At 46.1% G+C, this 25,893-nt stretch carries 16 protein-coding genes and 1 riboswitch; of the genes, 2 read left to right on the forward strand and 14 right to left on the reverse strand.

Annotation, left to right across the window (positions count from 1 at the left end):
• Nucleotides 1-107: 107 nt before the first annotated feature.
• The 4 genes from zapA to KJS52_RS13370 all read right to left on the reverse strand — a co-directional run bounded on the left by zapA (nucleotide 108) and on the right by KJS52_RS13370 (nucleotide 8,630).
• Nucleotides 108-3,410 carry a cell division protein ZapA gene (zapA, locus tag KJS52_RS27725; RefSeq protein WP_281425595.1) on the reverse strand — a complete coding sequence of 1,101 codons (3,303 nt, stop codon included), beginning with the start codon at nucleotides 3,408-3,410 and terminating at the stop codon, nucleotides 108-110.
• A gap of 105 nt (nucleotides 3,411-3,515) precedes the next feature.
• The gene (gene pheT / locus KJS52_RS13360) at nucleotides 3,516-5,957 is read right to left on the reverse strand and encodes a phenylalanine--tRNA ligase subunit beta (RefSeq protein ID WP_213515892.1); all 2,442 of its coding nucleotides are present in this window, start codon (nucleotides 5,955-5,957) and stop codon (nucleotides 3,516-3,518) included.
• Between the two features lie 58 nt (nucleotides 5,958-6,015).
• Complete coding sequence (pheS, locus tag KJS52_RS13365; RefSeq protein ID WP_213515899.1) at nucleotides 6,016-7,050, reverse strand: phenylalanine--tRNA ligase subunit alpha; 1,035 nt, start codon at nucleotides 7,048-7,050, stop codon at nucleotides 6,016-6,018.
• 413 nt (nucleotides 7,051-7,463) lie between these two features.
• On the reverse strand, nucleotides 7,464-8,630 hold the full coding sequence (locus KJS52_RS13370; RefSeq protein ID WP_213515901.1) for a CopD family protein: 1,167 nt from the start codon (nucleotides 8,628-8,630) through the stop codon (nucleotides 7,464-7,466).
• Between the two features lie 472 nt (nucleotides 8,631-9,102).
• Here KJS52_RS13370 and KJS52_RS13375 point away from each other — a divergent pair, with 472 nt between their 5' ends.
• Nucleotides 9,103-10,482, forward strand: coding sequence for a Glu/Leu/Phe/Val family dehydrogenase (locus KJS52_RS13375; RefSeq protein WP_213515903.1), 1,380 nt, complete (start codon nucleotides 9,103-9,105; stop codon nucleotides 10,480-10,482).
• Nucleotides 10,483-10,617: 135 nt separating this feature from the next.
• Here KJS52_RS13375 and KJS52_RS13380 read toward each other — a convergent pair whose 3' ends face one another.
• Complete coding sequence (locus tag KJS52_RS13380) at nucleotides 10,618-11,577, reverse strand: aldolase catalytic domain-containing protein (RefSeq protein WP_213515905.1); 960 nt, start codon at nucleotides 11,575-11,577, stop codon at nucleotides 10,618-10,620.
• Between the two features lie 168 nt (nucleotides 11,578-11,745).
• Nucleotides 11,746-11,898: riboswitch (cyclic di-AMP (ydaO/yuaA leader) on the forward strand.
• A 4-nt stretch (nucleotides 11,899-11,902) separates the two neighbouring features.
• On the opposite strand from KJS52_RS13380, the gene KJS52_RS13385 reads away from it, so the two are divergent.
• Nucleotides 11,903-12,334: a hypothetical protein gene (locus KJS52_RS13385; RefSeq protein WP_213515907.1), complete on the forward strand. Its 432-nt coding sequence runs from the start codon at nucleotides 11,903-11,905 to the stop codon at nucleotides 12,332-12,334.
• Between the two features lie 85 nt (nucleotides 12,335-12,419).
• On the opposite strand, the gene KJS52_RS13390 is transcribed toward KJS52_RS13385, so the two are convergent.
• The 9 genes from KJS52_RS13390 to KJS52_RS13430 all read right to left on the reverse strand — a co-directional run bounded on the left by KJS52_RS13390 (nucleotide 12,420) and on the right by KJS52_RS13430 (nucleotide 25,892).
• Nucleotides 12,420-13,517, reverse strand: coding sequence for an alpha/beta hydrolase (locus KJS52_RS13390; protein WP_213515909.1), 1,098 nt, complete (start codon nucleotides 13,515-13,517; stop codon nucleotides 12,420-12,422).
• A 22-nt stretch (nucleotides 13,518-13,539) separates the two neighbouring features.
• Nucleotides 13,540-15,045, reverse strand: a complete 1,506-nt coding sequence (locus KJS52_RS13395; RefSeq protein WP_213515911.1) for an ABC transporter substrate-binding protein — start codon at nucleotides 15,043-15,045, stop codon at nucleotides 13,540-13,542.
• A gap of 59 nt (nucleotides 15,046-15,104) precedes the next feature.
• Nucleotides 15,105-15,977 (reverse strand): carbohydrate ABC transporter permease, encoded by an 873-nt coding sequence (locus KJS52_RS13400; RefSeq protein WP_213516174.1) that lies wholly within the window; start codon nucleotides 15,975-15,977, stop codon nucleotides 15,105-15,107.
• A gap of 28 nt (nucleotides 15,978-16,005) precedes the next feature.
• Nucleotides 16,006-16,938, reverse strand: a complete 933-nt coding sequence (locus KJS52_RS13405) for an ABC transporter permease (RefSeq protein ID WP_246563516.1) — start codon at nucleotides 16,936-16,938, stop codon at nucleotides 16,006-16,008.
• A gap of 217 nt (nucleotides 16,939-17,155) precedes the next feature.
• Entirely contained in the window at nucleotides 17,156-18,790 is a 1,635-nt protein-coding gene (locus KJS52_RS13410; RefSeq protein WP_213515919.1) for a response regulator transcription factor, read from the reverse strand.
• 13 nt (nucleotides 18,791-18,803) lie between these two features.
• Complete coding sequence (locus KJS52_RS13415) at nucleotides 18,804-20,537, reverse strand: sensor histidine kinase (protein WP_213515921.1); 1,734 nt, start codon at nucleotides 20,535-20,537, stop codon at nucleotides 18,804-18,806.
• A 40-nt stretch (nucleotides 20,538-20,577) separates the two neighbouring features.
• Nucleotides 20,578-22,860 carry a glycoside hydrolase family 3 protein gene (locus KJS52_RS13420; protein ID WP_213515923.1) on the reverse strand — a complete coding sequence of 761 codons (2,283 nt, stop codon included), beginning with the start codon at nucleotides 22,858-22,860 and terminating at the stop codon, nucleotides 20,578-20,580.
• On the reverse strand, nucleotides 22,853-24,610 hold the full coding sequence (locus tag KJS52_RS13425) for a DUF5605 domain-containing protein (protein WP_213515925.1): 1,758 nt from the start codon (nucleotides 24,608-24,610) through the stop codon (nucleotides 22,853-22,855). The genes KJS52_RS13420 and KJS52_RS13425 overlap by 8 nt, the downstream gene beginning before the upstream one ends.
• A gap of 214 nt (nucleotides 24,611-24,824) precedes the next feature.
• Nucleotides 24,825-25,892 (reverse strand): branched-chain amino acid aminotransferase, encoded by a 1,068-nt coding sequence (locus tag KJS52_RS13430; protein WP_213515927.1) that lies wholly within the window; start codon nucleotides 25,890-25,892, stop codon nucleotides 24,825-24,827.
• Nucleotide 25,893 lies beyond the last annotated feature (1 nt).

The raw sequence follows: 25,893 nt of genomic DNA on the forward strand, positions 1-25,893 counted from the left end.
TTGGTTCGAAAGTTCGACTTTGATGACGTTTTAGAAAAATATTAACGCTCTGATCAGGCTCTTGCCTGGTCAGAGCGTTTTTTGTTGTACTTGTATTTAGGGAATGTTTAGCTTTGTTCGATAAGCTCGATCCACTCATTGTATTCTGTCTGCAGCTTGGCGTATTCGCGCTTGAGCAACTCATGCTGCTCTTGCAGCTGCCGCAGCTCTTGCTCCAGCTGTTCTGTATCGGCTGCTGCTTGCTCCTGCTGCAACGTTGCTGCTGCCTCTTGCAGCGCTGTAAGCTGCTCTTCATAAATTGCCGCCTGTTGCTCGTGATGCTTCGACTGCTGCTGAAGCTGCTGCAACTCCTCTTCAAGCTGCTCTAGCGACTGCTGCTGCTCAAGGTCTCGCTGCTTATATTGCGATAAGCTGTTTTCCAGCTCTACAATTTTTTCCTGAGCAAGATTGATCTGATTAACCGCTAATCTTTCCTTAGCAGCATTCATTTCCAAATATTGCAGCAGCTCTTCAGCTTTCGCTGCCTCTTCAAGCTGCTTTGCCTGCAACTGCTCATAACGCTTGGTCATTTGTTCAAGCTCATCTTTAGCCTTTTGCAATTGAGTCTGCAGCCCTTCCAGTTGCCGCAGCTTATCCGCTTGCTGGTTCATTTCAGCTTGCTGATTAGCAATTTGCTGCTGAAGCTCATGCTGCAGCTCCACATAAACTGTCGCTTCCTGTTCCAAATTAGCTTTTGCTTCCGCTAAAGCTTGCAATTCAGCTTTTCTAGCTTTATTATCATTCAGTTGCTGTTCCAGATTCGATTCTAGTATGTTATTCTGCTCCACCAAACGATTGATTTCCGCTACCTGTCCTGCAAGCTTCGCTTCCAGCTGCTTCGATTTATCCTCGAGCTCTTGAATAAGTTGCATCGTCAATTCCTGCTCGTTTAGATGCATTTCATGCTGTTGCTTCAGCTTTTGCTCTGCAGTCTGAAGCTGAGACTCCATTTCAGCCTCATAATTGGACAGCTTCAACTCGTATGATTGCTTAAGCTCATCATATTGCAGCTGCAAGTGTTCAAGCTCCAACGTTAAAGCCTCTGCTTGTTGCTTCAGCTTCTCCTCCTGCTCTTCAAAAGCAAGCAGCTTCAAGCCTTCTTCAAGCATTTGCTGCTCAAGGCTCGCTATTTGATTTGTCGCTTCCGACTCCTTTGTTTCTGCTGCTGTCAGCTTTGACTGAAGCTGTTCCAGCAAGCTTGTACGGTCTGCTAGCTCCGATTGCAGCTGCTCTAGCAGACTCGTACGTTCTGCCAACTCCGATTGCAATTGCTGTAGCAGGCTTGTGCGTTCTGCCAGTTCCGATTGCAGTTGCTCCTGCTTGGCCTCCAGTTTCTCTTGAGCCTCCAACAGCTCAAGCTCTCGCAGCTGCGCCGTCTCGTTTGCTTCTTGCATACTTTGCAGCTGCTGCTCCAAGGAAGCAATTTGATTTGTCGCTTCCGCTTCGTCAGCTTGTACTGCTACTAGCTTCGATTGTAGCTGCTCCAGCTGGCTTGTGCGTTCTGCTAGCTCCGCTTGAAGCTCTTCCAGCTGGCTTGTGCGTTCGGTCAGCTCCGATTGCAATTGCTCCTGCTTGGCCTCCAGCTTTTCCTGGCCCTCCAACAGCTCAAGCTCTCGCAGCTGCGCCGTCTCATTTGCTTCTTGCATGCTTTGCAGCTGCTGCTCCAAGGAAGCAATTTGATTTGTCGCTTCCGCTTCGTCAGCTTGTACTGCTGCTAGCTTCGATTGTAGCTGCTCCAGCTGGCTTGTGCGGCCTGTCAGCTCCGATTGCAGCTGCTCTAGCTGGCTTGTGCGATCTGTCAGCTCCGATTGCAGCTGCTCTAGCTGGCTTGTGCGGTCTGTCAGCTCCGATTGCAATTGCTCCTGCTTGGCCTCCAGTTTTTCTTGAGTCTCCAACAGCTCAAGCTCTCGCAGCTGCGCCGTCTCGCTTGCTTCTTGCATGCTTTGCAGCTGCTGACGCAGCTCCGCCAGCTTCGCTTCATGCTGTGCTTGCAGCTGCTGGATCGCTTTTTCCTGATCCTGCGTGCTTTGCGCTTGCAGCTGCTGACTCAGCTCCGCCAGCTTTGCTTCATGCTGCGCTTGCAGCTGCTGGATCGCTTTTTCCTGATCGTGCTTGCTTTGCGCTTGCAGCTGCTGACTCAGCTCCGCCAGCTTCGCTTCATGCTGCGCTTGCAGCTGCTGTTGTGCTTTCTCCCGCTCCTGCTCATGCTGCTCCTGCAGCTGCTGACGCGCCTCCTCCAGCTCTGCATAAGCGCGAGCCGCCTCATTAAGGTCAGATCGAAGCGCTTCCTCTTGTTCCAACGCAACCAATAGCTGCTCATCTGCTTGAGCCAAGCGCAGCTCTAACCGCTCTGTTTGCTCAGATAATTGTTGCCTAGCTGCAGTTACTTGTGCCTGCAGCTGTTTCTTTTCCGTATCCCAGCGCTGCTGCTCCTCCGAACGCTCCGCAGCTAGTTGCTCTTGCTGCAGACGAAGCTGCTCTAACTGCTCGGCTTGCTCATTGCGAGCCGCCAATATTTGCTGTTCATTTTCCTTCATTAAGCTATCTATTCGCTGTTTGTAAGCTGAGTCTGATTCCGTTAATTTCTGCTCTGCCTGCTTGAGCTGCTGTCGCAACTGCTCAAGCTCAGCAGAATATTTTTTCTGCTGCTGCTCTCTTTCGCTTTCCAATTTCTCTTGCTCTGTTTTTTGTTTAGCAAGCTCTGTTTCAAACCGGCTTTTCTGGTTTACAAGAGCAATTCGTTTTTCTTCATCATATTGCTTATGCAATTGAACAAGCTGCTGTTCATGCTCCTGCTTGAGCTGAGCAATAGTTTGCTCCAGTGCTTGCTGCAATTGACTCGACTTCTCAATTACTGCCTGCAGTTCAGCAGCATGCGACTGAGCAAGCTGCTCACGCTGTTCAGCCTGCTCGGTTAATAAGCTTTTCCGATCTGCTTCATACTGCTCGCGCTGCTCATGTAATAGCGTTTGCAGTGAGCCCGTCTCCTTCTCGAGCTGCTCCTTATGTATGGCCTTTAGCTGCTCGAGCTCGCGCTTAGCCTGCTGCTTGTATTGCTCAAATTGAGCGGAATGCTCCTTCAGCTTTTCCTTCTCCAGCTCAAGCTGCTTTTCAGTAATATGCAGCCTTGCTTCCTCCGCCTGCAGTCTGCTGTTTTCACGACGCAAACGAAATACTTCCTCGGTTATTTGAACAGCGGTCAGTACCGCTAATTTATGTGTATCGAGAATGGGAAAGTTTTTGGCAAGCTTATGCATGCTTTCGTCAATCGATGCTGCGATTGACTTCATATATTCAACGCTTGAATGACCTTTTAATTTGTACTGGCTACCATATATATCAACAGTTACTACGATTTGTTCTGTATCCACGCATATACCCCCATTCCATCTAGTCAACTAGCTATGTGAACGACAAAAAAGCCACATCTTAAGTTTCCTAGAAACTTATTCGATGTGGCTTCTACGGTTTCCTGCCTATTTGCGCAATTCTGCTTTAAAAGATTGTTCTAATGTTAAAACGACAGACTCATGCAATGAGGTTACCTCTTCATCAGTCAATGTACGCTCTTTATGACGATACACGAGTGAAATCGCGACGCTTTTCTTATCAACGCCTAATCGCTCTCCTGTAAAGACGTCAAACACTTGAACGGACTCCAGCAGTTCGCCTGCAGCTTGATGAATTGCAGCTATCATATCGCCTACTTGTACCGACTTATCAACAACTACGGCAATATCACGCGTAATCGCCGGGTAGCGCGGCAAAGCTTTATACACGATATCATGGCTGGCATGCTCATAAAGCGGCGCAAGATCCAGTTCAACAACGAATGTATCCTGCAAGTCAGCAGCACGCTGCAGCTCTGGATGAAGCTGGCCTACATAGCCCAGCACCTGCTTTGCTTCACCCGCAGCAAGCACAACTGCTGCTGTACGACCCGGATGGAATTGAGCAGGCTGCGCAGCCTCATAGGAAATTAGCTCACTAATTCCAAGCGCAGCAGCAATCGTTTCGACGACACCTTTGGCATCATAAAAATCATAGGCTTCGGCTTTTTGATTCCAGCCAGCGGATGAGCGATTGCCTGTAAGCAAAGCGGCAAAGCGATGCTTTTCGGTCGGCAAGGTTGTCAAATCAGCCTCTGCTGTATGGAAAACTGAGCCTAGCTCAAACAATGCAAGCGAATCATTTTTACGATTGCGGTTGTAGGTTGCAATATCGATTAGCTGAGCAACAATCGTTGTACGAAGTACACTGCGCTCCTCGCTCATCGGCATTAACAGCTTAACCGCATTCGTTTTAGGTGCCAGCTCCGGGAACAATGTTGTATGCTTGGCACTTGTAAATGAATAGCTGATTACCTCAAGCATTCCAGCATCTGACAGGCGCTTGCGCAGCTCGCGGCGGATGCTTTGCGGCTTCGTTAGCGCGCCCGGAATCACTTCACCATAAATCGGCGTCGTCGGAATATTGTCATAACCGTAAATACGTGCGATCTCCTCGATCACATCCACATCATATAAAAGATCTCCGCGACGCGTTGGCGCTTCAACCGTATACTGCTCCTGCTCATTCACCTCAAAATCGAAGCCTAGCCGCGTTAAAATCGTTCTAATCTCCATGCCAGACAGACTTGTTCCAAGCATGCGGTTAATTTTTTCAAGCGTAAGGGCAATCTTTCTTGGCTCGCTTGCGGCAACAACTTGATCGACGATGCCCTCAAGCACCAAGCCTTCACCAAGCTCAGCGATCAAAGCAGCTGCGCGATTTAATGCAGGAATAACCCGACCTCCGTCAACTTCCTTCTCAAAGCGCAGGCTAGACTCCGAACGCAATCCGAGCTCGCGAGACGTTTTGCGCACTGACTTTCCAGCGAAGCGTGCAGACTCAAGAATAATATTAACAGTCTGCTCCGTTACCTCTGTGCTTGCACCGCCCATTACGCCTGCAAGCGCAATTGGAGAGCTTTGATCAGCGATGACCAGCATATGCGGCTCAAGCTTGCGCTCCTGATCATCCAGCGTAACTAGCAGCTCGCCTGCCTTAGCCTGTCGGACAATGATTTGGCCATTCGGAATTTTATCTGCATCAAAGGCGTGCAGCGGTTGACCGTATTCCAGCATTACAAAATTGGTAACGTCAACGATGTTGTTAATCGGGCGGATGCCTGCTGCAATCAGCTTGTTTTGCAGCCATAGCGGCGATGGTGCTACTTTAACACCTTTTATATACCGTGCTGAATAATGCTGGCAAAGCTCCTCGCTCTCAATCGTCACAGATACATAATCATTAGTCTTTTCGGTTGTATCGGCAATTACCGGCTGAGGCAGCTTTACTTCACGACCTGTCAAGGCTGCTACCTCGTAAGCGACACCAAGCATGCTAAGCGCGTCTGAGCGGTTTGGCGTCAAATCAAGCTCAAGCACTTCATCATCAAGCTCAAGCACCTGCTCAATTGGCGTACCAAGCTCAAGCGAGGATGGCAGCACCAAAATCCCTTCCTGCTGCTCTTTCGGCAAAAGCTTGTCATTTAAGCCAAGCTCTTTAGCAGAGCAAATCATCCCTTGCGATTCTACACCGCGCAGCTTTGCTCGTTTTATTTTGAAATCACCTGGCAGCTTTGCTCCAACAACGGCAACAGGAACATGCTGTCCTGCCGCAACATTTGGCGCCCCGCATACAATTTGCAGCTCCTCGCCAGTTCCAACGTCGACCTTGCATACATTCAGCTTGTCTGCATCAGGATGCTTTTGCTTTTCTTTGACATAGCCAACTACAACACCTGATACACCTTTGTTTCTGCTTTCCACAATATCGATCTCAATACCGCCGCGAGTCATTTTTTCAGCCAGCTCAGATGGTGTAATGCCGGACAAGTCGACATATTGCTGAAGCCATTTATATGAAACCTTCATTCGTTATCTTCCCTTCTAAAACTTTTCTAGCTTGCTATTACAGGAATCAAGCACCTGCTCACATACGGGCAAATTGCGTTAAAAATCTTGCATCGTTCGTATAGAAATGGCGAATATCATCGATGCCATACTTGAGCAAGGCGATACGCTCAATGCCCATTCCGAAAGCAAAGCCAGTCACTTCCTCCGGATCATAGCCGCCCATTTCCAGTACACGAGGATGAACCATGCCGCAGCCCAATATTTCCAGCCAGCCTGTGCCCTTGCACATACGGCAACCGCTTCCTCCGCACTGCGCACATGTTACGTCAACCTCTGCACTTGGCTCAGTAAACGGGAAGAAGCTTGGACGAAGGCGAATTTGCGTATGCTCGCCGAACATTTGCTGGGCAAATTGCAGCAGCGTGCCTTTCAAATCGCTCATTCGAATATTTTTCCCAACAACCAAGCCCTCGACCTGATTGAACTGGAAGGAATGCGTCGCATCATCATCATCACGACGATATACTTTGCCTGGACAAATGATACGGATTGGCGTTTCACCGCGATGCGCCTGCATCGTGCGCACCTGAACCGGGGACGTTTGCGTACGCATCAAAATTTCCTCAGTAATGTAGAATGTATCCTGCATGTCTCGAGCCGGATGATCCTTAGGCAGATTAAGCGCCTCGAAATTATAATAATCCGTTTCAACCTCTGGGCCTTCTGCGATGGAGTATCCCATCCCGATAAAAATGTCCTCAATCTCCTGTGCAACCTTGTTGAGCGGATGAACCGCGCCTGTAGGCAGCTGACGACCAGGCAATGTAACATCAATGGTCTCCTCACGCAAGCGCTTGTTCGTTTCTTCCGCTTGAAGCTGCTGCTGCTTTTGCTCCAGCACCTGCTCAATTGCTGCACGAACCTCGTTGGCAACTTGTCCAATTACAGGTCTTTCCTCTGCACTTAGCGCTCCCATTCCACGCAGCACCTCAGTCAAGGCGCCTTTTTTGCCCAAATACTTTACGCGCAGCTCCTGAAGCGCAGCTGCATCCGCAATATCGCTTAGTGCAGCCAATGCCTCTGTGCGCAATGCTTCTAATTTCTCTTTCATTGTGATCTCGCCTCCATTTGCTTTACATGCGTGTTCAAAAAGTTTGGCTTTCAGGACCAAGAAGCTTGGCTTTCAGTAGAAAACCATAAAAAAAGGTCCCTCCTCCCCGAAGGGACGGAAGAACCGTGGTACCACCCTAATTTAGACGGCAAATCGGTTTGCCTGTCTCTCAAAGCCCTGTATCGTAGGGCTTCCGTGAAGCTCTACTGCATCTGCGTAGCAGATGGTTCAAGCTCATGCTCCGGAGTGAATTTCGACAGGCCTTCACTATTGAAGCAGCTCTCAATCTATGGCTGCTTTTCCCTGTATAGTTGTCCTGTGTACTTGTCTCCTTCATCGCATCTGATTTGGAGTTGTTGCAATATGACTATTATTATATGCAAAAGCTGGTTTTCGTGCAACTATAGAATGCTTTAGTTTTCAAATTGGAAGCTGATTTGACGCTCCGTTCCATTTTCAAATGTTATCGTAAACGTTGCCTCCCAGTCGGCTGGATATGGCAGGTTGAGCTTATCGAATTTATAGCGTGTTTCAATAAAGCCCGGGAATTCAAAATAATCCTCTAATTCAGCCGGCTCGAGTATGAACTGTCGCTCCGAGGTTTTCGGCTTATCTGCCGCATAAATTGAAAGCTGCACCTGTTCAACCTTGCCTTCCTCTTCTAACGTCCATAGGCTTAAGCTTAGACGATTGGGACCGGGAGCATTCGGCGTCAGCTTGACTGTATAATGCAGCTCTTCACCCATCTCGTGATGATTGAGCGCATTTGCCGCACTAGGTACAGGACTTAGCGAGCTGACCAGCGCTGCAAAAGCGATGACGAAAGCGAGCACGATCAGCTCCGCAGCTAACGGCTTTAGCTTGGCTCCATTATGCTTTTGCAGCGTCGTTTTTGCTTTGTAGCCGAGCCATAAAGCAAGCAGTACGGCGGCAAGCTTGAGCAGCAGCATTTGTCCCCAGCTTGTATAAAGCAGGTAGCTAATGCTTGGCATAATAAGCAATGTTAATATAACCCCGCTTATGCTGACAACGGCGATTGAAAGCCAAAGCAGCTTGGAAAAGCGTTGAATAAAATGAATCGCCTGTTCCTTTCCTTCGCGCCAATTGAGCCATAAGCAAATGGCTCCCCCGATCCAAATCGAGACCGTAGCGAGATGAATGAAGTCGAACAAAACTCTTATGCTATCGCCGCTTGCATGACCATTCATGCTCTCAGCAAAGAGCATCGCGAGCACAAGCAGCAGACGGGCAATAGCCGATCTGGTGACCAGCAGCATTAGCAAGGCACTGCAAATAATTAAAGCTAGCCATACCTTGCCGGTCGTGCCCTCCATAAGCAATGTTACCAACTGACTTGCTTCTGGCTTAAACTGCTGTGTCCAGCTCACCAGCTGCACAAATAATGCTACGATTACAGCTAGCAGCAGCGCCTTTGCTCCCTGCTGCAGCATGCGATTGGCCCAGCTTTGGCGCTGCTCGCTTACCGCATTGCGAATCAGGCTGTCAACCAGCACATAGCCGGAAATCGTTACAAGCAGTATGTATACGGTTAGTTTTATAATATACATCAAGATGTCCACAATTTACACTCCTTCTTAGAGGTGGTTCAAAAAGCTCGAACTTGATTACGAAGTATCGCGTTGGCGTTTATTCGGCTTCGAATCTTGAACGCTAGCGAAAAGTCCGGTGCTCTCGTAGCTTGTGCCTACGCTGCGCTCCTCCTTTTCTAACTAGCGTCCAAGCTTCTTGGTCCTGAAAGCCGAATTTTTGAACTTCATTGGAATCGGTTGTTCAAAAATCCGACTTTGATTGCGTTGTTATTGTAAACATTTGCTATAATGTAATGAATGCTTCTATGTAGAGTTAAACTGTTTCATTGCAAAACGCTGTTTTAAAGTATCTTTCCCGCATAGTCGTACATCCTAGTATAAGATACGACATTGTCTGAAATTTAACATGAAAAGTTAGCCTGCTCTTATGCTTCGATTGTTCTTTTCATCTGCATGGAAGTCAGACGCTAAGCTAACTGAAAAGTTTAAGGAGATGATATCTTTGGGCAGACAAACAAGCGCAATTGTCGAGCAATCGTTACGTGTATTATTAGCAAACAATTCTATTTTACCACATCTTGCCGGAGAGACACGAGAACAGGCATTTCAATCACTTGGCGCCATCCTGTCTACTCCGAACAAAACCCACAAAGCATTTTTGCGAATTACGCTTGACAGCGGAGTCGTTGTAAGAATACCAGCTTATCGCATTCAGCACAATGACGCTTTAGGGCCATATAAAGGCGGAATTCGTTTTCATGAATCGGTCAATGAAGATGAGGTTACCAACCTTGCGGCGCTAATGACCTTGAAAAATGCACTGCACAATGTTCCGTTCGGCGGCGGAAAGGGCGGCGTTGGCATTAGCCCGAGACAATATTCGGAGCGCGAGCTTTATTTAATTTGTAAAAAATATGTGCAATATTTCACTGATATTCTTGGCCCTGACAAGGATATACCCGCTCCAGATATGGGCACAGGCGAACGTGAAATGGACTGGATGACCGCCGAGTATAAGAGCACTCATCCTGGTCAGCCGTACCTTGGCAGCTTTACCGGCAAAAGCATTGCTTTCGGCGGCTCGCTTGGAAGACGCGAAGCAACCGGTAAAGGCGTTTACTTCGTACTGCAATATTTGCTGCAGCACTTTGTTATCAATCACCTAAGCCAATTGCAAGCATATAATAATCCATACCTGGAGTCGGTCAAAGCTTATTTGAACAGGCCTTTGTCGATTGCAGTACAAGGCTTTGGCAATGTTGGTTCCGTAATTGCACAAGAAGCATTCCGTGATCCGAACCATAAGCACCGTGTTGTAGCGGTAAGCGACCGTAATGTTACGCTCTATAATGAACAAGGACTGGAAATTGATCGCCTGATTGCATATACACAAGCCCATCAAGGTGAGCTGCCGGCCACGAAGCAGCTATTGGAAATAGCGGGCATTGAAGCTCAATTGCTTGATCGTGAAGCTGTGCTTTATCAACATGTTGATGTGCTGTTCCTCGCGGCGTTGGAGGAGCAGGTGCATAAAGATAATGTACATCGTGTAACGGCTAACATTATTGTCGAAGGGGCAAATGCGCCGATAACAGGCGAAGCTGACGACATATTGGCGCAGCGTCATGCTATTGTCATTCCCGATATTTTAGCCAATGCAGGCGGTGTCATCGTGTCTTATTTTGAATGGCTGCAGGGCCGGGATACCCAGTATTTTACTGAAGAGCATGTGTATGAAATGCTCTATGACAAAATGCGAACTACACTCGATCAAGTGCTGCCTGTCTTTTTTGAGCATCCACAGCAGCTGCGGCAGTGCTGCTATAACCAAGCTGTCATGAGGCTGTGCAATATTTTGTATCGCCAGGGCAAGCTTTATTAATTGGCTCGCTTGAGGGAATGCATCGCTCTAGGCTCCAGCAAGACGAATACGTGCAAAAAAGGATAGTTCACAATGAACTATCCTTAAAGCTTAACGCGATAGCTGACAGAAGCTTATATCTGAGAGCTCGCGATTTTATTTGTTAGCCGTTTCGGGTGTCGTAAGCTGATCGTAAAAATCTACGTACTGATCCTTTTGCTCTGAACTGCGGCAAGCCATCGCAGAACGAGGATGCTCGTCCAGAATGCCTGTAATCATGTAAGGGATGATATAGCCCCACTCTACCTTTTCACGCATTGGAACCATATACTTCTCAATCATATCCAATACTGGACGGACATTGTATTTTGTATTTTGCAGCTCAGTTACCAGCAATTCGGTATTGCAGTTTCCTGCTGCTCTACCCATTCCGTACACAGATGAATCAAGCAGCTCAACGCCTTTTCCAGCAGCAAGCAAAGTATTAGCAAAAGCAAGCTGCAGGTTGTTGTGCGCATGAACGCCTAGTCGCTTGTTCGGCAAATGCTCCTGGAATTTGTCCACCAAATAATTCATATCGCTTGGCTTCAAGCTTCCGTAGGAGTCAACGATATATACAAAATCAACTACGCTGTCGTTAATTAGCTTGAACGCTTCCAGCAGTTGATTTTCCAATACATTGGACAGCGCCATAATGTTAATCGTCGTTTCATAGCCACGATCATGGAAAATTTGCACAAGCTCAAGCGCCTTGTCTACATCCTGAATGTAGCAGGCAACACGAATGAGATCCAGCATGCTTTCGCTGCGCGGCAAAATGTCATTTTCGTCAACGCGGCCAATATCAACAAGTGCGGAAAGCTTTGTATGCCCTTTGTTAGGAATGACTTCACGCAGGAAATTATCGTCCAAAAATCTCCACGGACCTGCAGAATCTGCGCCCTTTAGCAGCTTGGGAGAGTTTTTATAGCCGATTTCCATATAATCAACGCCAGCTTCATTCAAGCATTTATATAAGTGCTGTACAAATTCAACACTGAAATCCCAGTTATTTACTAGACCGCCGTCACGAATCGTACAATCAACGATTTTACAATGTGTTGTTTTGGATTGCATATCAGTTGCTCCTTTTACTTTAAATATCAGTTCTATTTTTAACATCATACTTGAAATTGTAAAATAACGCAAAATAAAAATAATTGTGCACCGGGCTGTCCACTGATTCGTTTATCTTATTGGAGAAACGGTTTCATTTACAAACGATCTGAAAACCCTTAAACTATTATTATACATTCGCTTAATTTTTCGCCAGAAAAAGCGGGGGAACCAAACGTCTTAAGGGGTGAATCCATTCTATTCTCTGTAAGAATAGCAGGTAGGGCCTACTCTCTAGCCCGAACCCGACAGCTAACCTCGTCAGCGTGCAAAGGAGAGATGTTCAATGTCTATTTGTCCATCTAATGAATTTCAAAACGTGCAGGAAGAAGCAGTCATGCTTCATATTCAACGCATCGAAGTATTTGTCATTCCAGCGTTGGCAGTAGATGCTAACGGCTATCGCGTTTGCTTAAGAATTTCCAGCAACCGAGGCTATGGCTGGAGTGAAATATTCGTCGATGATTCCGACCTGACGTTTAACGTTCAGGACTGGGAGCAGCAGTTATCACCATTCGTAGGTCCTTCATCCATACCTGATCTGGCAGAGCAGGTCGCAACTCAATTGCAGCAATCGATCGATTATGATGAGCGGGCAATTTACTTGTTCACTATTGCTCTGCATCAGCTTAAATTTTTGCCGGATGATCACGACACTCACCATTTTTACGAAGAAGCCGTCTTAAGACAACGGGCGATTGCATATTTGGCTGTCTAACTCATGAAACAAATAAGCAGGATTAGCAAGCATTGATGCCGCTAATCCTGCTTATTGTTTATAAGAACAGTTTTTCAGACACTTCCTAACTGTACTTAGCGATTACAGACTTAAAGCCGGCAGCAATCTCCGTCATTAAATCCTCCGCTTGTGGATACAGTCCGTATTTATCCATAAAAGCGTGGTCCATTCCTTTATAGCATATATAAGTCGTATCTACTCCCGCTGCAGCCAGACGTGCGGCGTACGCTTTCCCCTCGATCTTCAAGCCATCGTACTCTGCAGTGACGATTAATGTCGTTGGCAGTTGATCGACATGTTCATAAAATATAGGCGAAACATGCGGATGTTGCGCGTCCACCTTGCTTTGTACATAAAGATTTAGAATCGCATTATGTTCTTTAGGTGCAAGCCCCATCACAATGCCAGTCATTAACTCAGCCTGTTCGCTGATTGTATATTGATCAATTGACCATGAAAAGTAAGGATTGACTGCGGCCATACATACTGTTGGATAAATAAGCGCTTGATACTTAATATAGTCCGTTCCTTTTTCACGATCAATGATTGAACAAACAGCCGATAAATTGCCGCCCGCGCTATCTCCTGCGACTGCAATCCAGTCTCGATTAACCTCAAGCTGTTCCGCATGCTCATGTACCCACACAACAGTGTCCCAGCAATCAGTCAAACCCGCAGGAAACGGATGCTCAGGCGCTAAACGATAATCGACGGATATGACGACCGCTCCTGCCTTCTCTGCCAGTCCTTTGCATGGATTTTCCACTGTTTTAAGCGAGCCGCCAATGAATCCGCCGCCATGAAAAAACACAATCGCTGGCTTAAGGCCTTCTACACTTGGCGTATAAATTCTAACAGTTATTTCTGCTTCTGTACCGATAATTTGTCGTTCAACTGTATCGACTCCGCTAGACAAATCTGTATTCGGCCAGCCCATTGACGCGCGAATTTGAGCTAATGAGGATGGAGCATTTAGCTCCAGGTGCTCCGCATGCTCAAACTGCATCGACTTATTAATATTAAGCACACGCGGATCAAGCACGCCTTCTTGATCAAGCTCGGGAATACGCTTGGTCACTACTTTGAGCTCCCCTTCTTTCCGGGTGATGGTACGCTCCTGCAGCAGTTGCAGCCATGTGTAGTAATTCGGATCTTCGCTCATGCTCAAGCCTCCGTCCTTCTACTTATTGTGTTTGCAGCCATGCATCAAGCTGCTTTTGCTTTTCAGCGATCATCGTATCAAGACCTGCATCCTTCAGCTTCTTATTAAAATCCGCTATTGTTGATGGGTCCAATGTTCCGGACTCAATGCCGGGACGATACTCGTCGAGTACGTTTTGCACAGCTGCCACCTCTGTTTTTACGTTGGTTGTATCAAACACAAAGCCAATCGCTTTAGACAGCTTGGCACTTTCATTGAACGCTTTCATCTGATCCCATATATCCGGTGCTGTGCCTTGCCAAGGATAAGCGAGAGCGTTATTGCCGATCATCCATTGAGTGGCCAGATAGGTTTGCTCGGTTACGCCATCAGGCAATTTAATCGTCCCATCTCCAGCCTGTACATAATGGATCCCTTCAATGCCATTGTCGAGTAAATTAACAATATCTTTATCCGTATACAGCAGATTGATCATTTCCATTGCTTTCTCAGGATTTTTTGAATTTTTTGCGATTGAGATCATAAATGAAGCTGCGGTTGACGAGCTAGATACTGGCTCCGTAATGCGAACTGCCACCATTTCCATGCCGTTCGCGACCTTTTCTTGATTTTCAAAGCCTGGCTTAAAGTTGGACAAATAACCGATCGCTTTATTCGCTCTCATCATTGCTGTATTGCTTTCTTGAGAGGTGGAAGCATCTGGCGGCACGAAGCCTTTCTTATACCATTCATGTGCCAGCTCGCTATATTTACGGTAGATGTCCGACTCAAACAGATTGAATAATTGGGTGCTGTCATCATCATAATTTAAAACCCCGATATTATTGCCCAGTCCGTCGATATATCCTGTAAACATATCAGTAACAATCGTTACCGTTTGCGAGCGTTGCACAATCGGGTACATATCCGGCTCTTTTTCCTTTAAGATTTGGAAGATGGCGGTTAAATCCTCGAACGTTTTAACGGTGCTTAGATCAATATTATGCTTGTCCAAAATGTCTTTACGCGCAATATAGCCGTAATCTGTCGCAAAATCGCGGACGCTTGGGATGCCATAGGTAACGCCATTCAGCTTTGCACCTGCCAAAATTTCTGCAGGCATTGTATGTTTGATGTCTGGCGCATACTGCTCAATCAGGTCATCCAGCGCAATGATCTGACCTTTTGCAACTTGACTGCTGTAATTAAGCGTGGCTGATGATACGATCAAATCAAGCGGCTCGCTGCCAGCTAAAATCAGATTCGTTTGCTGCGTCCATGCCGCTACATCAATTGGCATAAGCTTAATCTTCGCATTAATCTTTTCCTGCGTAATTTTGTTGATTTCATCCTCCACCTTCTGCAAATCCTTGAATATGCTGGCGACATTAAGAAAAGCAAACACGAGCTCGACTGGCTTGTCGTCACCTCCTTCTGAATTTGTCGGATTCTCTCTCTCTGGGGAGCCGCCGCTTGAACATGCGGCAAGCAACAAAGCTAAAGCTAGCAATAATGATAGCATTGCGTTGAACTTAAATGTTAATCTCATCATATTTTCCTCCTTTTTAATGTGACTTTCTATAGTGAAAATCCAGAGCCAGACACTTCCTAGCCCTTAACTGCACCAACCACAAGCCCTTTAACAAAGTACTTTTGGAAAAACGGATAAACGCATAGCAATGGAACAACACCGATAACAGCCATCGCCATCCGCACGGCATTAGTAGGCAAATTAGCAGCGATAGCTGAAGCATTATTGCCGGCAAATGAGTTCTGCTGCAAAAATTGAATATTAGTCAGCATCCGATTGAGCAGATTTTGAATACTGAACAGCCGCGGCTCGGTCAAATAAATCAAACCGTTAAACCAATCGTTCCAATAAGCGATCGTCAGCATTAGCCCGATAGTAGCGAGAATTGGCAGCGAAAGCGGCATAACAATACTGAAGAAGATTCGGTATTCAGAAGCTCCATCAATATAGGCTGATTCAATAATCGGCACAGGAATTGATGTTGCAAAATATGTGCGTATAAGCAGGATGAAAAAGCCATTGGTCAGCAGCCCCGGTATAATTAAAGCAAGCAGTGTATTTTTCATATGAAAGATTTCTGTATAGACCAAATACGTTGGTACTAAACCGCCATTGAACAGCAGCGTGAAGAAGACAACGAAGGAAAAAAAGTACTTAAAGGGCAATACCCCTCTGCTTAAAGGATAAGCAAGCAGCGCTGAAATCGTTAATCCTACTGAAGTGCCGATTACCGTAATTAAAATCGTAATGCCGTAAGCTCTCAATAATGAGCTTGATTCGCCCCATAAATATTTATAGGCTTCTAAGCTGTATTCACTCGGAAAAAACGTATAGCCGAGCTTAATAATGGACTGCTCGCTGGCAAATGACGAAATGATCAATAAAAGAAACGGCAGCAAGCAAGCAGCAGTTAAGACCACCATAAAGATGTTCAACGCTGTCTGATTCATCTCATTGCTTCTCAATGTAATCTCCCCCTTAGAATAGCGCTTGGTCTCTATCTTTTTTCGCCACAATATAGTTCGATAGCAATACAAGCACGAAGCCGACCACTGACTGATATAAACCGGCTGCTGACGACATTCCGATGTCGCCAAGCTGCATTAAGCCGCGGTACACATACGTATCAATCACATCTGTTGTCGATTTGAGCGCTCCAGAATTAAGCGGTACTTGATAGAATAAACCAAAATCAGAGTAGAAAATACGACCGATGGCCAATAAAGTCATAATAATGATCGTCGGCATAATGAGCGGAACCGTTATGCTTTTAATTTGTGCCCATTTGCTTGCGCCGTCTATAGTAGCAGCTTCATAATATTCATGATCAATACCTACAATTGAAGCAAGGAAAATGATGCACAAGTAGCCGATGTTTTTCCAAACATTTACGATCGTTAATATAAATGGCCAATACTCGGCCTTGGAGTACCACGCAATTGGATCGATCCCAAACAGCGGCAGCACTGTATTATTCATAAAGCCGTTTTCAACATGCAGCATCGCGACTACTAAATAACTGACAATAACCATCGAAATGAGATACGGCAGCAGCACGATGCTTTGATAGAAGCGTTTGGCTACGGCGTTGCGAATTTCATTAAGCAGAATCGCCAGCCCAATCGCAATGACCGTATTCAAAATAATAAAGAATCCATTATACAAAATGGTATTGCGCGTAATAATGAAAGCATCATTCGTTTTGAAAAGAAACTCAAAGTTTTTCAAGCCAATCCAATCACTTGCAAAAATGCCCTTTGCATAGTTAATGTCCTTAAATGCAATAACAATGCCCGCCATCGGAATATAGTTGTTAATGACCAAATAAATGAGTCCAGGTATCATCATAAACAACAGTGCACGATACCTTACAACCTGCTTCCATGTTTGTCCCCATCTGGTCTGCCCCATAGTCCATTCCCTCTTTCTTCTGTGATAAGCTAATTGTAATTTACAGCGCTTTCATTTGCTTACCACTAATACGACCTGTTGTTTACAGTTTTACGACGTACTCCTTTAGGCTTTAACCGGCAAGCAGGCTGAAGGACACAAAAAGCTGGACAGAAGATTTCTGCCCAGCTTTTTGCTGATTTGACTGAAGGATGACTTTGCTCCGAGGTGCTAATAACTACATCGCTTGGTTTTGCCGCTGCTGCTTGCGATAATCTACTGGATTAAGCGATGTGAACTTTTTGAAAATAGTAGAAAAATATGAAATATTAGAGTAGCCGGAAGCGACCGCAATTTCACTGATCGTTTGGTTCGTTTCCTTAAGCAAGCGCTTGGCGTAGTCGAGCCTGCATTGCTGCATATAATCAGAAATCGACATCCCTGTTTCCTTCTTGAATACTCTTGTTAAATAATCGGGATTCAAGTAGACATGGCGAGCAATATCTTCTCGCGACAGCTGCTGCTCACCGATATGATCTTTAATATATTGTACGGCCTTCTCTACCACGGTCATGCTTTTTTTAATGGTATGAACCCGATTCATCGCCACCTGTATAATATAAACAACCCATTCCTCGAGCGCATGCACCGAATGCAGCACTTCCTTCGATTGACCTGCCAAGCTTTTTTGATCGAATACTTGGTTAACGTGCAAGCCCATCTGATATAAATAGGTGTAAATCATTTGCAAAAACTCTTGATAAAAAGCTTCCACGCCTTTAGCATCAATACAAATCTGCTCCTGCTTCCAGCTATTAAAATAAAGCGAGACATGCTCAAACAACAGCTGCTCCTGCTGCTCCTTCATCCAGCACAGCCATTGTGACCATTGCACGTCCGGCATTTTCGTCGGCTGCTCACGCCATTCCTCAAGCATTATAATTGTATTGATTTGCACAATATTGTTTTTATTCAGCTCAATCAGCTTATCGACTACGTTAACTACCTCTGATATAGCGACTTCTGTGCCAACATATAAAGAAATATCACAATAAAGATGCTCATTGCAAAACTTGATCAGCATGTCACCGCCATCGTCCAAGCCTGACCATACAGCATGATCTCCCTCAGCTGCAACGATGAAAAGTATAAGACCTTGCTCATTGTCGAGCGAGACAGTGATTGCTTCTTTTCCTGCTCGCTGCAAACCATCCTGTACTGCGTTGGAAATCGCATACTTCATAATTTGCTCATCGCGTTGCGTCAAAATTTTATACCATCTTCTAATCTTGAGTAAAATCGGCAAATAGCGAACCTCCGGGTGATGCTCCAATCCATGCCGCGACAACTGCTCGGCAATAACAGAAGGCTTGGATGGAAAGCTGCGATTCAGCAGTCCTTGCCAAAATCGTTCTGCCACAATCGGTCTTTGGGACTCCCATAGCTTGCGATAGTGGTCGTACATCGCTTCATAGCTCATCTTCGCCTTGGACTCGGCAAGCTGGCGCTGAGCTTTGCCAATAACCTGCTCAATCTCTTCATAATCAACCGGCTTGAGCAAATAATCAAAGCTGCTTAGCTGCAATGCTCGCTGCAAAAATACAAAATCGGAATGACAGGTCAGGAAGATTGTCAGCGTATCGGGGTAATGCTCACGTACCCATTCCTGCATTTCCATGCCGTTTTGCTGCGGCATTTCAATATCGCAAATCAAAATTGAAATCGGAAATTGTTTAAACAGTTCTTGACCTTGCTGGACGCTGTAGGCTAAGTGAACATGCTCTGCAGCTATGCCGAGCCTACTCCAGCCTATGCCAGCCTGCAGTCCTCGCGCAGCATGAACTTCATCATCAATGATTAGAATATGATGCATGATTCGTCGCCTCCTAGTTCAGGATGATTTCAAATCTGACTACAGCGCCATAGCGGCCATTTTGCTCATTATAAAAGTAAATGTGGGCACGCTCCTCATACAGCAGCTTTAAACGACGCCTTACATTCCATATCCCGATTTTCTCTCCGCTTCCGTCATGCTCTAGCTGCTCTGAGCCAAGCTTGGCCAGTACTTCCTCTGAAAATCCGGGGCCTGTATCTTTAATTGTAATACTCAGCACCTGATGATCGTCAACAGATTCGATAACTGCTTGTACATTGATCGTAGTAGGCCGCTCATTATTAACGGTATATTTAATAGTATTTTCCACCATTGTTTGAACGATTAATGGCGGTACTTCAACTTTCATTGCCTGCTCTGAGCCTTCTACATGGTAAATTAAACTGTGTGGAAAGCGCAGCTGCTGAATTCGCAAATAATTGGATGTATGCGCCAATTCATCACGTAACGAGACGAAGTAAGAATTGCTTTTGAACATAAACCGAAAGTAGCTGACTAAACATCGCGTCATTTCCTGCACGAGTTTATAATCTTTCATCGTAGCTAAATTATAGATGATATTTAGTGAATTCATAAAAAAATGCGGATTGATTTGTAATTGCAAATGCTTCAATTCTGCACGCTGCAAATTAATTTTTTCTTCATAAATATTAATTTTCAAATTGTGTATTTCTGAAATCATTTGATTAAATGTCTCGTTGACGATCCCGAACTCTGTAGATGTTTTTTGCGGTTCAATCCGCATATTCCAGTCTCCTGCCCTAAGCTTGCGCATTGCTATAAGCAGACGCTTGATCGGAGTTAAAAAAATACGCTGGATCATATAGAAGAAGATAAGCAGTACAAGGATAACCGCAATTAATATAATCGTGGTAATTCGTTGAATGAGCGGCAGCTGCTGCATCATTTCTTTGTCCGGCATTAGCACTACTATGTTGTAGGCGCCTACCTGAGAAGGTTCTCCAATTAACAGCCAGCTGTCGTTCGCCCCTGTTAATGTGTAGGATTGTGGCGAATAGCTAAAATCGATTTGCTTCTCATCAAGCCCGAATGTGCTCGTAATTGGCTCATTCTCATGATTGGTCAACAGCGTTACACCGTCTTCGCCAAGATTAATCAATTGCAGCGGCTGCAGCAAGCTCTCGCTGTCAATCCAAGCACCAACATAGGTTTCGCCTGTGCGAACAAGATGAAAAATATAATGTTCATTTCCACCTGCACCTGTCCACACCTGCCATTTGGAATAATCCGTTTCTGCTGCCACTGTATGAATCATCGTTAATATTTCTTGCTCAAGCTTTTCACGATCGGCGTATTCATCGCCAAAGCTTCTCGCAAGCACCAATTCTTCATTGCGAATCGAATAAATGAAAAAAGCATCCATGCTGATCGATGACAGCTCCTTCTTCATCGCGTTATGGATTCTAATTTTGGCAAGCGAATAGGCGGTTTCATTTCTGGAGCGCAGCGCATCGAAAATGACGATATCGGATTCAAACTCCGACAAATTGATTAAAAATTTGTCTACCTCCTGCAGCATCAGATCAGACTGATTCATATAAAGGCTAAGCATGTTTTTATTCGATTGCGATACTTGAGAGCGAATGACATTAACCGATGACACGGTGTTGACAATCAACATAATGATGAGCGGGATAATGATAAGGAGAAGCGTAGCGATTAATTTGAAACGTAATGAATTCATCCGCGCTTTCAGTCTAGTCATCGCTATCTTCTCCTCTTATGAAGTCTATTTTACGAAAAACCTATTTTGCGCGTTGCACAGCATACTTTTGAACGCGCTCGTCTGCAATTACACCAGTATAGCTTAAGCCAAACGCAAAATCGTAAGCATTGCCGCACTCATCAACATGGACTTCCATATCATGCGGCACATCCTCCAATTGAGCTTCTACCGTAGCCATATGAGCAGGAAGCTGCATAGGCAAAAGTCCTCTAGGCGCAAAGGCGCCGCTTAATACATCGAAGATCGCTTGATCCTGTACGCCAAAGTTTACTAGCAGCGCATCAATTTCCGCTTCAAATTCGCTCACAATAGTCGGCTTGTTGAGCAATAACGATACGATAACCGGCTTGCCGTTCATGAGCCGTTTCGTCTCCAGCACAAGATCAAGATCAGATTCATTATGTGTTCTCACGCTTTTTCCTTTGTACGAGCGATTGTACACATCTTTGGCGCGAGAATCACCGGCTATTGAATGCTCACGGGCTGTTTCCGCGCAATATTGTCGATACTGCAGGCTGATTGGCACATAGCCATTGCCGCCATTTTCCTTATCTTCACCGCTATAGCCGGTACCGCCTGCTGCTCCCTGAATGCCGACTAGAGCAACATCCGCTTGCTCGGGACGATCAACAATGGTAAAGGTTTTGCCTGCTACCGCCAGCGAAAACGGATGATCATTACTTGCGGCAATCGGGAACCCGAACCAGTCCTTTCCTGGTGCAACATAACGGCGTGGAATGTATACCTTCGTGTTCGCCGCCAGCGGCAGCAGCCCGCCTTTATTCTTTAACAAAACAATTGACTCAAGCTGAACTCTATATCCCGCTTCGATAAATGAAGGATGACCAACGATTTGCTGGCTTTTTTCCGGCTCTAAATAAGGATTTTCAAACAAGCCTGTGCGGAAAAAGTTCAACAGCAGCCGATACGCCGACTTTTCAAAGCGAGCGCGAGTCGCTTGTTCTCCTAGCTGCTTGACCCCAATCTGATACGCCTCAATGATCGGGCCTGCCGCATTATTGCCGCCAAATTGATCTACGCCCGCCATAATAAGCTTATAATGACGCTCGGCAACAGAGCAGCCTTCCTCAACGCCCCAACTTCTGCCGCCCGGAAATAAGTTTTCAATATTTTGCGGTTCGTCGTCCGTTATCCCCCAATCGGTACAGACGACGCCATCGTAATGGCAGGTTTCTCGTAATAAATCAGTAATCAAATATTTGCTGTAGGAATTGCCTACATTTTCTCCGTATTTCGTATCCTGGTTATAGGAAATGGTATAGTATGGCATGACTGCAGCAGCTTGTCTTGTTTTGCCCTGAAGCTTGAATGCTCCTTCGGTGAACGGCTTCAGATGATCCTTTAAATTGTTCCCAGGGAAAATCGCATATTTGCCATAACCGAAATGCGCGTCTCTCCCTCCTTCGCCTGATCCGCCGCCCGGCCAATGCTTGACCATCGCATTGACACTGTCGTATCCCCAGCCATCAATAATTTCCTGCTTGCCCTCTGAGGTTTGAAGCCCGTCAATATAAGCCTGCGCCATATCCGTGGACAACTGAGGGTCTTCACCAAATGTGCCGTTAAAGCGGCCCCAGCGTGGATCTGTCGCGATATCAATTTGCGGTGAAAGCGCTGTCGTTATTCCCAATGCTCGATATTCCTTGGCAGCAATTTGCCCAAACTGCTTAACGATTTCCGGATTGAATGTAGCAGCAAGTCCTAGCGGTTCTGGCCACATAGAAATTTTACCGCCTGCCGCGATGTTGTATTCTGCGCTGCTGTCTGAGCCATGTCTCGGATCCGAGCTATTGTTGGCAGGAATGCCCCAATCCAGACTCTCTACTAAAGCTTGTACATTATTATTCCACTGGGCAGCAACAGTTGGCGACTCTACAACAGTCAGCAGCACATGCCTAACATGATCGCGCGTAAGAAACTGGATCTGCTGATCGGTCAGCTCAGACGGAGCTGCTCCACTTTCATCGTAGCCTTTGCCATTCCGATAAGTAGCAGGGAAAAAGCCTTGATTGGCAGGCACAGCTTGATGTGCGCTATATAGCATCAATCCAGCAATTTGTTCGATGCTCAGCTTGGAAGCAAGGTCTCGGGCGCGTTCCTCTGGAGTGAGCCTCCAATCCTCATATGGATCAAGCTTGCCATCCTTGCTCAAATCCTTAAACCATTTTCCGTCTTGTTCAATTAACTGCACTTTGGAATGCTCGCTATAGCCAAGTGTTGGACCATTCGGTTGTTCTACGATAACGATTCCATCCATGCGTCGTTCAGTGCGTTTACTCATGTAAAGCCTCCTCTGCTCGGATTAAGCGAATCGCCATATACTGCCTGGCTGGAAGCTCAATGCGAAAAGTACCTTCTACCGTATTTGGCAATCTTGTAATCGTCATATTCCACGTATCTATAATATCAACATGAAAGCGGACAGCCGGCGTCATTGAAAACAAGCGATAGCTGGGGCGATTAAAGCCGTAATAGTACAAATAATAATGATCGATAACGGCTGCAGAAGCAGCATCCCATTCCGCATTATAGGGATTAAGCCCTTCGCTTGGCCCCTCTTCCATAATGCCGCGCAAGAAAGCGATTCGCGCCGGGCTTGTTCCATGCAGCTTGCCTCCTTTCGACCACCATAATATTTCTTCATCGTTCAAGTAGGTTTCTCCATGACCTACGTAGCCGCCGCGCACGGCGCCCTCCCAGAAGCGCCGAACCATTTCCTCGCCCGTAATATTACCCCAGCCCATATCAATGTTCCCTTCATAAGCGCACTCATCAATTACGATCGGCTTATTCCACTGCTTGCGCCATTGATCGGTATACTCGGCTGTTTTGTACACATCAACTCTTTGCACGCTGCAATGCGTAACCCAAGGTCTTGAATAGTCGTAAAAATGATGGCAATTATGAATGGAAAGCAAATGCTTGTACGGATCCTCACTTGTAACAATTGCCGCAAAGCGTTCCCAATCCTCTTCCTCCTTGGCCCACATTAGATCATATTCGTTAGCAAGCGACCACCATATATTGCGGTAGGCAGCCAAGCGTGCAACGACGTACTGTAAATAACGATTGTCCGCTTGCTTGCTCATTTCGGAAAAGCCCCAGCGGTCATAGGCGTGGAACAGGATAAGATCGGCTTCGATGCCAAGCTCGCACAATGCCGCTATTTGCTCATCCAGCTGTCTAAAAAACCTCGGATTAAACCGGGTATAGTCAAAGCCGTTTTCCAGCGAGCCTTCGTATGGAAACAGCTCCGGCTCATTGTTGTTGTATTGGTAGGACTTAGGAAAGGTGCACATTCTTAGCTTATTGAAGGGTGAGTGCTTCAAGCTAGCCAGCGTTTCCGCCTGCAGCGCTTGCGGCTGATGATTCCAAACATAGCAGGTTGTGCCTACCGGAATATAGCGCTTTCCGTTTTCATATGCAAAATGAAATGTATTGGCAACTCGCACCGGACCGTTGTTGCCGGCTGCAGCAGGTACAGCAAGAAATTCTCCGCTGAGCTGATGCAAGGACCTTGCATTGCTTGAGGTTGTAAACTGCCATACGCCTTCTGTTCCAGGCATGAATCGAACCCGATACATTCCGTCGCCATCATAAAACCCTCTTACCGTAATCGTTTGATCATTCTGCTTAAAATCGGCAAATAATTGCACATCGACAAATGGGTTGCCATGCTTCGGCCCCTTTATGGCAAGCTCGAATATTCCCCACTTTTCTGCGATACCCGGCGCCTCTAAAGCAGCCGATGCAATCTCTACACCAGCTGCTTCATAATGCTCAGATGGCTCATAAACACGCTCAGGCTCAAGCAGCACTTCAGTATGCGCCAAATCCTTCAGGATGCTAGGCAGATGTTCACTTAAGCTGCCGCTCATCAGTTTGTTTTCGGCAAGCTGCGCTAATGAGGAGCGTTTTAAAAAGGATAAATATGGCGAATCCTTTAACTGCGGCAAATAGGAAAATAGAATGGCTTTCGTTGCTGGGCACGCCATAATTTCACCCAGCTTTGTATGCTCGTTAAAGTGCATATTCCCCCTCCTTCGCAATACGTTTTATGGTTGAATTTTTTGACTTCCTCTTTTAGTATATCGTCTGTATGCGTGCTGTACTACCTCAATCCAGACCTCATTGTTTTACTATTCCGACTTTTCTGTTGAGAGTCGGCCAGCTCGCCCGTTTTGATGGACAAAAAAGGGATTAACGAGAGCTTGTGCCCATCGTTAATCCCTTTATCCTATTGGTTTAATCTAGTGCTACTAGCCAGCCAAATGGATCCTCCAGCTTGCCATTTTGAATGCCAGTAATCGTATCATAAATTTTTGCAGACAGCTCGCCGGTTTCGCCTCCATTAATGACATACTTCTCGCCATGGTAGCTGAGCTCGCCGATTGGCGAAATAACCGCTGCTGTTCCTGTACCAAATGCTTCCTCAAGCGTACCGTTGTGATGAGCTTCGATTAGCTCGTCAATTGAAACGCGGCGCTCTTCCACCGGAACTCCCCAATGCTTAAGCAGTGTAATAACCGAATTGCGTGTAATGCCATCCAAAATGCTGCCATTCAGCATTGGCGTCACAACTACTCCATTCAATTTGAAAAATACGTTCATGCTTCCTACTTCTTCAATAAATTTGCGATGAACGCCGTCAAGCCACAATACTTGTGAGTAGCCTTGCTCCTTCGCTTCTTCCTGTGCATTTAGGCCAGCTGCGTAATTGCCCGCTGTCTTTGCTTCTCCCACACCACCAGCAACTGCACGTACAAAATGGGATTCTACATGAATTTTAACCGGATTAACCCCTTCAGCGTAGTACGCGCCAACAGGCGACATAATGATCATAAACAGATAGCTTAGCGATGGATTTACCCCTAGCGCCGCTTCGGTTGCGATAATAAATGGGCGAATGTACAGACTCGTGCCTTCAACTGATGGAACCCAGTCGCGATCGACATTCAGCAATTGAATTAGCCCTTCGTAAGCCAGCTTCTCATCGATTGGCGGGATGCTTAGACGAGCGTTGGACTTGTTCAGACGCTCAAAGTTTTTCGTAGGACGGAACAGCTTAATGCCGCTTTCTGTGCGATAAGCCTTCAAGCCTTCAAATACAGTTTGTCCGTAGTGGAATACTTTCGCAGCAGGATCAAGCGAAATGTTTTGATAAGGTACAACGCGACCTGAATGCCAGCCCTTGTCAGCATGGTATTCAAGTATGAACATATGATCTGTGTAGTATTGACCAAATCCTAGCTTATTTTCATCAGGTTTTTGCTTCAGCTGCTGTGCGCGCTCTATTGTAATTTGCTCTGCCATT

This window comes from Paenibacillus montaniterrae, assembly GCF_018403185.1.
GTDB classification, from domain to species: Bacteria; Bacillota; Bacilli; order Paenibacillales; family Paenibacillaceae; genus Pristimantibacillus; species Pristimantibacillus montaniterrae.